Source organism: Ruegeria discodermiae, from assembly GCF_030758345.1.
Lineage (GTDB): Bacteria > Pseudomonadota > Alphaproteobacteria > Rhodobacterales > Rhodobacteraceae > Ruegeria_C.
This window is the reverse complement of the sequence record NZ_JAVAMO010000001.1, coordinates 1,332,002-1,345,192: the sequence shown is the minus strand read 5'-3', so window position 1 is coordinate 1,345,192 and position 13,191 is coordinate 1,332,002. Positions and strand designations below refer to the sequence as shown.

12 protein-coding genes are annotated in these 13,191 nt (G+C 61.3%); 5 read left to right on the top strand and 7 right to left on the bottom strand.

The window, feature by feature from the left end:
* Positions 1–38: 38 nt before the first annotated feature.
* The 5 genes from Q5Y75_RS06875 to mnmH all read left to right on the top strand — a co-directional run bounded on the left by Q5Y75_RS06875 (position 39) and on the right by mnmH (position 4,954).
* The gene (locus Q5Y75_RS06875; RefSeq protein ID WP_306195598.1) at positions 39–1,622 is read left to right on the top strand and encodes a bifunctional metallophosphatase/5'-nucleotidase; all 1,584 of its coding nucleotides are present in this window, start codon (positions 39–41) and stop codon (positions 1,620–1,622) included.
* Between the two features lie 197 nt (positions 1,623–1,819).
* Entirely contained in the window at positions 1,820–2,425 is a 606-nt protein-coding gene (locus tag Q5Y75_RS06870; protein ID WP_306195596.1) for a glutathione S-transferase family protein, read from the top strand.
* A 97-nt stretch (positions 2,426–2,522) separates the two neighbouring features.
* The gene (locus tag Q5Y75_RS06865; protein ID WP_306195594.1) at positions 2,523–3,185 is read left to right on the top strand and encodes an SOS response-associated peptidase; all 663 of its coding nucleotides are present in this window, start codon (positions 2,523–2,525) and stop codon (positions 3,183–3,185) included.
* 258 nt (positions 3,186–3,443) lie between these two features.
* A complete protein-coding gene (locus tag Q5Y75_RS06860) occupies positions 3,444–3,797 on the top strand; it encodes a hypothetical protein (RefSeq protein WP_306195592.1) in 354 nt (117 codons plus the stop codon).
* Between the two features lie 104 nt (positions 3,798–3,901).
* On the top strand, positions 3,902–4,954 hold the full coding sequence (gene mnmH / locus Q5Y75_RS06855; protein ID WP_306195590.1) for a tRNA 2-selenouridine(34) synthase MnmH: 1,053 nt from the start codon (positions 3,902–3,904) through the stop codon (positions 4,952–4,954).
* Here the strand turns inward: mnmH and Q5Y75_RS06850 are convergent.
* From Q5Y75_RS06850 to Q5Y75_RS06820, 7 genes are read right to left on the bottom strand one after another with little or no spacing between them, the layout of a single operon-like run.
* On the bottom strand, positions 4,945–7,098 hold the full coding sequence (locus Q5Y75_RS06850; protein WP_306195588.1) for a slr1591 family oxidoreductase: 2,154 nt from the start codon (positions 7,096–7,098) through the stop codon (positions 4,945–4,947). The two genes, mnmH and Q5Y75_RS06850, sit on opposite strands and share 10 nt — an antisense overlap.
* A gap of 9 nt (positions 7,099–7,107) precedes the next feature.
* Positions 7,108–7,491, bottom strand: coding sequence for a Na+/H+ antiporter subunit G (locus tag Q5Y75_RS06845; RefSeq protein ID WP_306195586.1), 384 nt, complete (start codon positions 7,489–7,491; stop codon positions 7,108–7,110).
* A 7-nt stretch (positions 7,492–7,498) separates the two neighbouring features.
* Positions 7,499–7,768 (bottom strand): K+/H+ antiporter subunit F, encoded by a 270-nt coding sequence (locus tag Q5Y75_RS06840; protein WP_306195584.1) that lies wholly within the window; start codon positions 7,766–7,768, stop codon positions 7,499–7,501.
* Positions 7,765–8,262 (bottom strand): Na+/H+ antiporter subunit E, encoded by a 498-nt coding sequence (locus tag Q5Y75_RS06835; RefSeq protein WP_306195582.1) that lies wholly within the window; start codon positions 8,260–8,262, stop codon positions 7,765–7,767. The genes Q5Y75_RS06840 and Q5Y75_RS06835 overlap by 4 nt, the downstream gene beginning before the upstream one ends.
* Positions 8,259–9,800, bottom strand: a complete 1,542-nt coding sequence (locus tag Q5Y75_RS06830; protein ID WP_306195580.1) for a monovalent cation/H+ antiporter subunit D — start codon at positions 9,798–9,800, stop codon at positions 8,259–8,261. The genes Q5Y75_RS06835 and Q5Y75_RS06830 overlap by 4 nt, the downstream gene beginning before the upstream one ends.
* Positions 9,797–10,141 carry a Na+/H+ antiporter subunit C gene (locus tag Q5Y75_RS06825; RefSeq protein ID WP_306195578.1) on the bottom strand — a complete coding sequence of 115 codons (345 nt, stop codon included), beginning with the start codon at positions 10,139–10,141 and terminating at the stop codon, positions 9,797–9,799. Before Q5Y75_RS06825 ends, Q5Y75_RS06830 begins: the two co-directional genes overlap by 4 nt.
* Before the next feature lies 1 nt (position 10,142).
* On the bottom strand, positions 10,143–13,025 hold the full coding sequence (locus tag Q5Y75_RS06820) for a monovalent cation/H+ antiporter subunit A (RefSeq protein WP_306195576.1): 2,883 nt from the start codon (positions 13,023–13,025) through the stop codon (positions 10,143–10,145).
* Positions 13,026–13,191 lie beyond the last annotated feature (166 nt).

Genomic DNA, 13,191 nt, shown 5'->3' with positions numbered 1-13,191 from the left:
CGCACCATCCATGTCAATCAACAACTGGGAGTATAACGATGCTGACGCGCTTTCTGACATCGGTTGCCGTGTTCGGCCTGACAGCGGGGATTGCCTCTGCCGACTACAAGCTGACCATCCTGCACACCAACGACATTCACAGCCGCATTGAGTCCATCAACAAATACGATTCCACCTGCGATGCCGAAGATGAGGGCGCGGGCGAGTGCTTTGGCGGCGTGGCCCGGATCAAATCCATGGTGGATGCGCGCCGCGATGCGCTTGCCGGCGAGAACGTGTTGCTGTTGGATGCCGGCGACCCGTTTCAGGGCTCGCTTTTCTACACCACTTACAAGGGTGCCGCCGAGGCCGAGTTCATGGAGGCGATTGGCTATGACGTGATGGCGGTGGGCAACCATGAATTTGACGACGGTCCCGAGGGGCTCGCCACCTTCATCGATGCGGTGAGCTTTCCGGTGATTTCCGGCAACCTTGACCTGTCATCATCTGCGGAGCTGAAAGATAAGGTTGGAAACCACGTCGTGCTGGATATCGGGGGTCAGAAAATCGGTATCGTATCCGCGCTTGCAACCGATACGGTGGATACCTCCAGCCCCGGCAAGGATGTCATTTTTCAGGATGAGATCGACAGTCTGTCGGCTGATGTGGCGGCATTGAATGACGAGGGGGTCAATATCGTAATTGCGCTGACCCATGTCGGGTTGCCCAAGGATCTGGAGATCGCGGAAAAGGTTCCGGGGCTTGATCTGGTCGTGGGTGGCCATTCGCACACGCTCTTGTCCAATCAGGACGAAGATGCCGCAGGTGCCTATCCGATGATGGTGGGCGATGTGCCGGTGGTGCAGGCCTATGCCTATTCGAAATACCTGGGCGAGATCACCCTGACCTTCGATGACGATGGCAATCTGATTTCTGCTGAAGGCGAACCGATCCTTCTGGATGCCTCGGTGGAGCCGGATGCCGACATCGCGGCACGCGTTGCCGAGATGGGTGCACCGATTGAAGAGATGAAGCAACGCGTTGTGGCCAGCACCGCCGATTCGGTTGAAGGCAATCGCGACGTTTGCCGAGTGCAGGAATGTGCCATGGGCAATCTGGTGGCTGATGCGATGCTGGATCGGGTCGCCGATCAGGGCGTAACCATTGCCATCGCCAATGCCGGCGGGCTACGCGCCTCAATCGATCCCGGCGAGGTGACGATGGGCGAAGTGCTGACCGTGCTGCCGTTCCAGAACACGCTTTCGACCTTCGAGATCAGCGGTCAGGGTGTCATCGATGCGCTGGAAAACGGCGTCAGTCAGGTGGAAGAGGTAAAGGGCCGGTTCCCGCAAGTGGCGGGCCTGAGTTTCACCTGGGATCCCTCGGCGGCTCCGAATGAGGGGCGGATCACCGAAGTCATGGTGGCTGGCGCCGACGGGTTCACGCCGATCGATCCGGCGCAGACCTATCTTGTGGTGACCAACAACTATGTCCGCAATGGTGGCGACGGCTATAGGGTCTTCTCGGGCGACGACAAGAATGCCTATGATTTCGGCCCTGATCTGGCGGATGTGACGGCAGAATATCTGGCGGCGAACTCGCCCTACCAGCCCTACACGGACGGTCGGATCAAACAAAAGTAAACACCCGCCGCGCCGCGCAATTCGCGCGGCGCGGCCAGCCGCCAAGGTTCCAACCCTGATTCCTCCTCAAGAGACCAGATAGGCCGCGGCGCATTTCGTCCTCCCAGATGGGGTGCGCCAGCGGATTCCATAGACGCACTTTTCTTTATTTAACATTTGTGTAAAATATAAGGATCGCCAGCCATGGAGGCCTCCTGATGAAACTGCACGTATTCTCGCCCTCACCCAACAGCCGGAAGGCGTTGTTTGTGGACGCCTATCTTGATCTTGGAAGTGATATTGAACAGGTCGATCTGCCCCCGGGCGCTCAGAAAAGCGCGGAATTTCTTGCGCTTAACCCCAATGGCCGGGTGCCGGTTCTGGAACTGGACGATGGCAGCACGCTTTGGGAATCGAATGCGATCGTGAATCGGCTCTGCGCCGAGGTAGACACGTCGCTCTGGCCGAAATCGAACCAACGCTATGATATCATGCGGTGGCAATTCTGGGAATCCTGCCACTGGACCCCGGCCTGCAGCCCCTTCATCTCGCACCATCTCTTCGGCAACTCCGATGTGGATCTGGACGCGGCCGCCACCAACTTGGAGCCCTTCGCCCAGGTGTTGGATGGCCATCTTTCGAAAGAGGACTGGCTGTCAGGGTCTGAGATGACCGCTGCCGATATCTCGGTCTCGGCGATCTTGTGCTATCGCGAGGCCTGCCAATACCCGTTGCAGTCCTATGACAACATCGCCCGCTGGATGAGCAGGATTGAGGCGCTCGACATCTGGCAGAGGATCAACCCGGTGCCGGAAGCGGCCTGACCCGCAGACCCCCGGAACAACACGTCGCGATTTCGGCGCAGGCGAATCGCGCCGGGTTTGTTATGTCTCACCCGCAACAGGGATGGAGGCAGGCACGATGTGCGGGCGGTTTGTGGTGAACGCGCAGATTGACGAGATGGCGCGGCTTTTTACGGCGCTGACGTCAAACACAGTGCCGCCCGTCCCGAATTTCAACGTCTGCCCCACCAATCAGGTGCATGTCGTGCGCTCCGGCGACACCCGTCGGCAGCTTTTGCCGATGCGCTGGGGGTTTCTGCCCAGTTGGTACAAGACTGAAAACGCCGTGCCGCTGCTGACAAACGCGCGCGCTGAGACGATCGCCGAAAAGCCCGCCTTTCGCGAGGCCTGCCGGGCACGGCGCTGCATCCTGATCGCAACCGGCTTCTATGAATGGACCAAAACGCCAGAGGCCGCGCGCCTGCCTTGGTTTATCCGACGCACCGACGAGGCCATGGTCGCTTTCGCCGGTATCTGGCAGGATTGGGGGCCAGAGACGGACCGGCAAAGCACCTGCGCCATTGTGACGACGCCCGCCAATCAACACATGGCGCAGATACATCACCGAATGCCGCTGATCCTTGAACCGGATGACTGGCCGCTTTGGCTGGGCGAGGCGGGCCATGGCGCGGCGCGGCTGATGCGGCCGGGCGGTGAAGAGATATTGACCTATCACCGGGTCGCCCCGGCAGTGAATTCAAACCGGGCCAGCGGGGCAGAGCTCGACAGGCCCGTGGCCTAGCCTCGGTGAAGCGCCGCTGGTCTTTTCTTGTATCTAACACATGTGAACCCACCTCTTGGGCCTTCTTAAACAGGCTTAATCCCGACTACAGGCAACCCTTGCGCGCGCGAACCATCTTTGTCTTGCGGATGCATGGTGGCCGATGACGCTCGAAACCTTCGAACATAATTGCTGCGCGCCGACGCCGGTGAGCGTTCATGGCTTGCCGGAAGCACCGCGATCGACACGCCAATCTGGCGAACAGCAAGGGGAGTTATCATGGCCAAAGAACAAGAGCTGAATCAAAACACGAACACCAGTCTCTACGAACGCGCGTGGCGGGATGAGGTATTCATGGCGCTGCTGGAGAGTGATCCCAAAGCCGCTCTGGTGGATTATGTCGGGGCGATTCCCGAGGCTGTCGAGATCAAGGTGGTGCGTGATACTGATCGCGTCAAATACCTGCACATTCCCGAAGCCCCGGTTCAGGACGAGATTACGGATCTGGAACTGCTGGAGGCCCAGGGCGGCACGACGCCGGTCTGCATCTCCATGGTGTCGCCGGTCATCAGTGTGACCGGGACCATAACCGTCGGGGTGTCGGTTGCCATTTCGATCGCCACAGAGGGCTAGATCACGCAGAGACGCTTTGCGCCCGTCTGGGAAACAATGCCAGAGCGCGGCCTGTTGGACCGCCTGGACTTTCTATCCGATGGCGGGCGCGCTAAAGCCTTTGCATGGCAATCGAATTTTCAAAGCTCGCCGATGTTCATGCGCATGTTTTCGATACCGTGATCGATGTGCGCAGCCCGGCTGAATTTGCCGAAGACCATTTGCCGGGTGCCATCAGCCTGCCGGTGCTCGACAATGAGGAACGCGCAAGGGTCGGCACGATCTATGTGCAGGAAAGCCCGTTTTTGGCGCGCAAACTCGGCGCGGCGCTGGTGTTCCGAAATGCGGCCAATCATATCGAGCACCATCTCAGCCATCACGAGGGCGGCTGGCGGCCTCTGGTCTATTGCTGGCGCGGCGGGCAGCGGTCGGGCTCGTTTTCCTGGATGCTGCAGCAGATCGGCTGGCGGGCGCAGACGGTTTCAGGTGGCTATCGCAGCTATCGACGGCTGGTGAAACGGTATCTCTATGACGATCCCCTGCTACATCGGCTGATCGCGCTGGACGGCTACACCGGCACCGCCAAGACGGAGCTTCTGGCGCATCTGCACGCACGCGGTGTGCAGTTGCTGGACCTTGAGGGGCTGGCAAATCATCGCGGCTCGCTTCTGGGGGCGCAGCCCGGCGGGCAGCCAAGCCAAAAGGGATTCGAGTCCGCTCTGGCCGGTGCGCTAAGCCAGTTGGACCCGGCCCGCCCGGTGGTGGTCGAGGCAGAATCAAGCAAGGTGGGCGAGCGCATTTTGCCACCCAGCCTGTGGTCGGCGCTCTGCTCTGCCCCTCGGATCGTCCTGCAGGCCAGCATCGAAGCACGCACGGACTATCTTGTCCGGGCCTATAACGACATTCTTTCGGATACCGAGCCGCTGCGAGCGCGCCTTGAGCCGCTGCGGTTCTTTCGCGGTCATGCGGTGGTTGATGGCTGGAATGCGTTGATCGATGCTCAGGACAAATCCGGGCTGACCCGTGCGTTGATGCAGCAGCATTATGACCCGGCTTATGACAAATCGCGCAAAGGGCGGGGGGCGACGGTGCTGTCGCATCTCTCCCTTGCGTCGCTGTCACCCGCCGATCTGGATCAGGCGGCTGCCCGGATCGAGGCGCTGCTGGATCAGCTCTGAAGCCGTAACCCGGCCTCCTCTGTCAGAAACCCGATCTGCGCCGCGTCATAGCCCGCGTTTTGAAGGCAGGTCAGAACCTCCGCCGCCGTGTCGGGCGCAATCGCGGCGACCAAGCCGCCAGCGGTTTGCGGATCATAGAGCAGGTCGACCTGGCCGCCCTCTGGCAGTTCGCGTGTCAGCGCCCGGTTGTCGTTGAACAGGGTCGAGCGGATGCTCGCAACCGCCAGGTCTTCGGCCCCGGGCAGGACCGGCACCGCTGGCAGGTCAAGCACGGCACCGGTGCCTGACATCTCGCAAATGCCACTCAGATGCCCGGCCAGACCAAAACCCGTCACATCGGTCATGGCGTGCGCATCGCGCAGGATCTCGGCCGCCAGTTTCTGCGATTGCTGCATCAGGCGATAGGTCTCGGCCACGTGTTCGCCCCGAGCCTCTCCGGCCATCTCAGCAGCGAGGATCACGCCGCTGCCGATGGGCTTGGTCAGGATCAGGGCATCGCCGGGTTTACCCCCGGCCAATGTGATCGGGTCGCGTTCGCACAGGCCGGTCAGGGTGAAGCCGATGGTCATCTCATCCCCCATCGAAGTGTGCCCGCCGACGATCTCGGCCCCAGCGTTACGTAGTTCCCGCTGTGCCGCCTGCATGATCTCGGCCACGGTGCGGCGCTGCAATTCGCTCGACAATCGGGGCAGGATCAGGGTTGCGGTTGCGGCCTGTGGCGTGGCACCCATCGCCCAGATATCCCCCAGCGCATGATGGGCCGCAATGCGCGCCATCAGAACCGGGTCCAGCGTAATGCCCCGCAGGTGGTCGGTGGTCATGACCTGCCGGGTATTCCCGGTCTGGATCACGGCAGCATCATCGCCGGGCAGGGGCGTGATATCGGCGCGCTCCTGCTGCGTGGGCAGGCTGTCGCGCAGGGCCAGCCGCCCGACCTTCGCGCCGCAGCCACCGCAAAGCGGTTTGCCGCCGAGCGCCTCACCCATGCCGTCGGCATGATCACGGGGCAAGGCGGGCGTGCTTATCTTTGGAAGATTGCGGAACCGGTTCATGAATGTCTGGTCGATATGATCCTTCCAGCGCCACATGAGAGACCCGCTCAGAGCCTTGCCGAACCGCTCTCCCAATGCGGAGCGCGCGCCCAGAGACATCAGTTTCAGATAGTCGTGCTGCGGCTGATACCGACGCATCTGCCCGGCCCCAAGTGCTGCGCGCAGGTTCTGGTAGAGCACCGGCGCCTCGCGCACCGCATAGACGCCCGCCTTGGGGCGCGGATCGTGGCTGAGATGGGCGCAATCGCCTGCGGCAAACGCATTCGGGTCGCTGCTTTGCAGATAGTCGTTCACCTTGACAAAGCCATCGTCCAGATCCAGCCCGGTCTGCGCCATCCAGCCATAGGCCCGCGCGCCGGCGGCCCCGGTGATGAAATCCGCCTCAAGCTTTGTGCCATCGGAGAAGAGCAGGTGGTCGGCATGCAGCGAGGCGATCTCGGCCTGTTCGATCAGTTGCACATCAAGACCCGCCAAAGCCTGCCGCAGCCGCTGTGCGGCACGGTCGCCAAGCGCGGAAAGTGCGGTGGCGCTGTCGACGATGCTGACCGTGGCATCGCGCCCGCGATGGCGCAGCGCATGCGCCATCGCCATGGCCAGTTCAGCACCGGCAACGCCACCGCCGATTACCGCCACGCGCGCTGATCCCGTTCGGGCCAGATAGTCGGACCAGCTCTGCGCGAACGGGCCAAGCGGTTTGGCGGGGATTGCGTGATCAGCAAAACCCGGCAGCGCGGGCATGTCCGAAGTGATGCCCACATTGATCGAGGTCACGTCATAAGCAACGGGCGGCCGCCCCGGCACATGGATTTCGCGGCGCACCGGGTCGAGACCCTCGACCTTGCCGATGATCACGCGCGCACCTGCAAATCGGGCCAGACGGACAAGATCGATATCCAGATCGTCCCGATGGTAATGCCCGGCGACAAAGCCGGGCAGCATGCCGGAATAGGGCGCGGTCGGTCCGGGATTGATGACGGTGACCCGCGCACCGGCCAGCGGGTTCATCCCCCATTTGCGCAGGACCAGCGCGTGCGTGTGCCCTCCCCCGATCAGAACCAGATCGCGGGTCAGCGGCAGGAGAGGTGCGTGCATCTTGTCAGATCATCGCGGCATATCCGCCGCGTCCTCATCTTCTTCGATATCGTGGGTCGCCCAGACACCGTCATCGCCAGCATCTGGCAGCGACTCGGGCGTCTCATGGCGATGGATATGCCATTTCGCAATGAAATGCGCGCTGACCGGGGCCGTGATGAATAAAAACAGCGTGATCAGCAATTCATGCAACGAAAGATGCTGCTCGATGAAGATTGAGTGCAGGATAGACGCGATCAGCACGCCCCCCACGCCCAGCGTGGTGGCCTTGGTGGGCGCGTGCATGCGCGACATCGGATCACTGAGTTTCAGTAAGCCGAACGAGCCGACAAAACCGAAAATACCCGACACGATCAGGAAGAAGGAAATCAGGAGTTCGCCTGCAAATGCCATGCCAGCCTCACTCGATGATATTGCCGCGCAGCATGAAGCGCGCATAGGCAACGGTTGAAACGAACCCGAGCATGGCGATGATCATCGCCGCTTCGAAAAAGATCTCGGACGAGATGCTGATGCCATAGAGGATCAGCAGGGCGATGGTGTTGATCACCATCGTATCCAGCGCCAGAACCCGCACGCCGACCCCGTCCGAGGTCAGGATACGCCAGAGATTCATCATCAGCGCGACACCGAAACAGGCGAAGGCGAAGTAGATGGCATATGTGATCATTCGAAAATCTCCTTCAGGCGCCGTTCATAGCGTTGCTTGATCTCGTCGCGCACCGCTTCGGGGTCATCGGTATCCAGACAATGCACTAGCAGGCTATGCCCCTTGGCTGAGAGGTCCGCGCTGAGCGTGCCGGGGGTCATGGTGATGGTGCCCGCCAGCACGGCGATGGCCTCGGGCGAGCGCAGTTCCAGCGGGATGCGGACCCAGGCAGGGGTGCGCGCGGCGTCAGGTTTGAACAGCACGATCCGCGCCACGGCGATATTGGCGACCACAATGTCGTAGAGCACGACGAGAATGTACTCGATCACCATCGGGATATTCTGCAGCTTGGGCCGGTTGGGCCAATAGGGCATGGTCACCACCGGGATCACGATGCCCAGAAAGAACCCAAACAGCAGCGAATTGAGCGAGAGGTCATTGACCAGAAGCTGCCAGACCAGCGTCAGCAGCAGGGTCAGGAACGGGTGCGGGAAAATGCGACGGAGCAGTCTCATTTCTCCCCTCCTTTCAGAACCGCGTTGATATAGTGGTCCGGGTTGAACAACTGTTCCGCCGTCGCGCTTGCGAACTCGGTGGCGGGACCGGCAAAGATCGTCAGCGCGATCAACCCGGCAAGCAGGGCGAAAGCGGCGCTGAAGGTGAGGCCCGGAGAAGGTTCGGGGGCCGTGTCGATCTCGGGCGGGTCTTGGGGGCTAGGGTCGGGCTCAGCTGCGATAGCGTGGCTTTTCCAGAAGATCAGCGACCCCGCGCGCGCCAGCCCCACAATCGTGACGAAGGATCCGATCAGGACGACCGCCCAGATCGCCGCACGTTCAGGTGCGGGCCAGGAGGCCTGAAGGACCAGCAGTTTGCCCATGAACCCCGACAGTGGCGGCATCCCCGCCAATGCGATGGCACCCACAAAGAACAGGCTGGCGATCAGCCCGGATTGGGGCATGGGGGTTCTGGGCTTAATCTCGGGACCCCGTCGTTCCATCACCATATCGGCCACCAGGAACATCAGCGCGGTCGCAAAAGTCGAATGCACCATGTAGTAGAGGGCGGCTGTGGTTGATGCAGGGGTGAACAGCCCCACTGCAATCAGCAAGGTTCCCATGGAACTGACCGCGGCAAAGGCCACGAGGCGTCCGATATCGCGTGATCCCAGAATACCGATAGCGCCAGCGGCGAGCGTCAGCATGGCAGCGGGCAGCAGCCACTCTCCAACAAGCCCCTGGGTTACCGCGACCTCTGGCCCAAACACCAGCGTGTACATGCGCAGGATCGAATAAGCGCCGACCTTGGTCATGATCGCAAAGAGGGCGGCAATCGGCAGTGGCGCGTTGGCATAGCTGAGCGGTAGCCAGAAATGCAGCGGCAGAAGCGCGGCCTTGACCGCAAAGACCAGCAGCAGCAGCACCGCACCCACGCGCAGCAGGGCGGTATCCTCGGGCGGCATTTCGGCCACGCGCGCAGCCAGGTCGGCCATGTTGAGCGTGCCGGTCACCGCATAAAGCGTGCCGAGCGCAAACAGGAACAAGGTCGATCCGAGCAGGTTATAGACCACATATTGCACGCCTGCGCGCAGCCGCCGGGTGCCGCCCGCATGGGTCATCAACCCATAAGAGGCGATCAGCAGAACTTCGAAGAACACAAACAGGTTAAAGGCATCGCCGGTCAGAAACGCGCCGATTACCCCCATGAGCTGGAAATGAAACAGCGCATGGAAATGCCGCCCGCGCTTGTCCCAACCGGACCCGATCGCGTACAGAACGATGGGCAGCGCCAGCACCGAGGTCAGCAGCACCATCAGCGCTGAAAGCCTGTCCAGCACCAGCACGATACCAAAGGGCGCGGGCCAGTCGCCCAACTCATAGGTCTGGATCTCGCCGCCCAGCGATTGCCCCATCAGCGCAAAAGAGATGCCCAGAAGCAGTACGCTGGCGGCCACGGAAAACACCCGCTGCAGGTCCAGATGGTGGCGAATGACCATGATGATGAACGGGGCCAGCATCGCCGGCAGGACGACGGGCGCAATGATCAGATGGTTCATGCGTCGTCTCCCGGCTCTTCGGTCAGGTCGATCCGGTCATTCCGGGAGGACAGGTAGGCGCTGAGCGCCAGCATCACGATCACCGCCGTCATCCCGAACGAGATCACGATGGCCGTCAGCACCAGCGCTTGCGGCAGAGGATCGGTATAGGGCACTTCGGCATATTTGTTCAGGATCGGCGGCTGGTTTATTGCCAGCCGCCCGGTGGCGAAGAGAAACACATTCACCGCATAGGTCAGCTGGGACAGGCCCAGGATCACCGGGAAGGTGCGCTTGCGCATGATCAGGTAGATGCCCGAGGCGGTCAGAACGCCGACGGCGGTGGCAAGAAGGAGTTCCATGTTATTTCCCTTCTTCCGTGGCAGGTTCATCGGGGTCTGGCTCGGGTGGCGGATCATCGCGTTTGGGATTGATGTCCATCGCATGTTCGGTCACCATTCCGGGTTGCCAGGCAAAACGCGACAGGCTTTCCAGCGCCAGCATCACCGCGCCCAGCACCGCCAGGAACACGCCCAGATCAAAGAGCGCGGCAGTGGCCAGTTCGAACTCCTCCAGCGGTTCCAGATGTACATAACCAAAGGCGCTGGTCAGGAAGGGCAGCCCGTTGAACCACGCCCCCATGCCGGTCGCCGCCGCGATCAGCACGCCGCTGCCGATGATGCCGTGATAGAAGATGCGCTGGCGCTCGGCGGCCCAGGTGAAACCGCTGGCCATATATTGCATCACAAAGGCAATCGCCGCGACCAGCCCGGCGATAAAGCCGCCTCCCGGCAGGTTGTGCCCGCGGAAGAAGATATAGGTCGCGACCATCAATGCGATTGGCATCAGGACCCGTGTTGCAACCACCATCATCAGCGGATGCGTATCCCCCGATTGCGGCCATTCAGGTTTGCGGTTCAGCAGATAGGCGCGCACATTCGAGGCCAGCACCGCCTCGGTCAGGGCAAAGATCACCAATGCGGCAATGCCGAGAACGATGATCTCGCCAAAGGTATCAAAGCCCCGGAAATCCACCAGGATCACGTTGACCACATTGGTGCCGCCGCCACCTTTGTAGGAATTGGCCAGATGGAATTCCGAGATCGTCGGGAACGAGAAATCGCGGATCATCACCGCATAGATCAGCGCGGCTGAGCCCACACCAGCCACGCCTGCGATCACCGCGTCGCGCACACGGATCGTCAGGCTGCTGTCCACCGGCGTGGTCTTGGGCAGGAAGTTCAGACACAGCAGCAGCAGGATGATTGTCACCACCTCGACCGAGATCTGGGTCATCGCCAGATCCGGCGCCGAGAGGAAGTTGAAGGACAGCGACACGATCAGCCCGACCACCCCGATCAGCACCAGCGCAAGCTGCCGGTTGCGGTGCAAGAAGGTCAGCATCGCCGTGGCTGCAATCAGGCAGAACCAGGCCACGATCGGCAGCAGCGGCGCGTCCTGCACGTCACGGGTCGGCATCTCCATCGTGCCGGTGAAATAGGCATAGACCGCGATTGCTAGCGTGAAGACCACAAAGATCATCGCATAGCGCGAGATCGCCCCGTTGTGCAGCGTGTCGGTCACGGCGCGGCTCAGCCTGGTCAGCGCGCCGATCACTGCGTCGAAAATGGTCTTGGCCTCGGGGCGCGGCATGGCGTTCCAGGCCCGCTCCAGCCCTCCATGCATGACAAGCAGTATCAGGCCGCCAATGGTGGCAATGGTCGACATCAGAAGCGCGGTGTTGAACCCGTGCCAGAGCTTCAGCTTGACATAGGGCAGCTCTCCGCCGGTGACCGCCGAGGCGGCGACCTTGACCAGCGGGCCAACCATTGCTTGCGCGTTCAGCCCGATCGTAACCACCAGAACGACCAGAAAGGCCGGGGCCAACCACAGGCCAACCGGCGGGTCGTGGGGATGGGCGGGATAGTCGCTCCGCTTGGGCCCCAGGAAGACATGCGCGATGAAGCGGAAGGAATAGGCCGCCGAGAACAGCGCCGCCAGCAGCGCCAGGCCTGGTACCAGCAGATGCGAATGACCCCAGACGGTATGCAAGGTCTCTTCCAGCATCATCTCTTTCGACAGGAAGCCGTTGAGCGGCGGCAGGCCTGCCATCGATAGGCTGGCGATCAGCGCGATGGTGAACGTCACCGGCATCAGGTGGCGCAACCCGCCCAGCCGCTTGATGTCCCGTGTGCCGGTCTCGTGATCGACGATGCCTGCGCTCATGAAGAGCGCGGCCTTGAAGGTCGCGTGGTTGATGATGTGGAAGATTGCAGCAATGGCCGCGATCTCGGTGCCAAAGCCCAACAGCATGGTCACGAGACCCAGATGGCTGACCGTCGAAAAGGCCAGAAGCGCTTTCAGATCGTCCTTGAAGAGCGCGATGATCGCGCCCAGCACCATGGTGATCAGCCCGGTCGTGGCCACGATATAGAACCATTCCGGCGTGCCCGCCAGCACCGGCCACATCCGCGCCATCAGGAAAATACCCGCTTTCACCATCGTGGCCGAGTGCAGATAGGCCGAGACCGGGGTCGGCGCGGCCATGGCATGTGGCAACCAGAAATGGAACGGAAACTGCGCCGACTTGGTGAAACAGCCCAGCAGGATCAGGATCAGCGCGGGCAGGTAGAGCTGCGAAGACTGGATCATCTCCTTGTTCTGTAGAATGACGCTCAGGTCATAGCTGCCCACGATATGGCCCAGGATCAGCATGCCCGCGATCATCGCCAGCCCACCAGAGCCGGTGACCGCCAGCGCCATCCGCGCGCCCTGCCGCCCTTCGGGCAGATGTTTCCAATAGCCGATCAGCAGGAAGGAGCTGAGCGAGGTCAGTTCCCAGAACACAAGCAAAAGCAGGATGTTGTCAGACAGAACGATCCCAACCATCGCGCCCTGAAAGAGCAGCAGATAGGTATAGAACTGCCCCATCGGATCCTCACGCGACAGGTAGAAGCGCGCATAAAGGATGATCAGCAACCCGATCCCGAGGATCAGCGCGGCAAAGAGAAAGCCCAATCCATCCAGAAAGAAATTTGCGTTCAACCCAAGCCAGGGCAACCACTCCAACCGCGCTGTCACCGCTTCGCCGCGCATCACGGCGGGCAGGTTGATCATCAGCCCTATGAAGGCCAGCAGCGTTGTAACCCCGGCGGACCAGGCACAGGCATTTCTGCCTGCGCGGATCAGCAGGGCCGGAAACACGGCTCCTAGAAAGGGAAGGGCCACGATCAGAAATAGGGACACCAGCTGCTCTCCGGTCTTGGGATGAAAATCAATCAACGCGCTGATTACGGATAATTTCCAACCTGTCGAGTTATTGCAAGTTTTCAAATGTGTCCTAAGGGCAATCAGTTGCGGCGAAACCTGCGACGATTTGGCCCGAGTGCGGCGCCGTTGACGCGATCTTGAT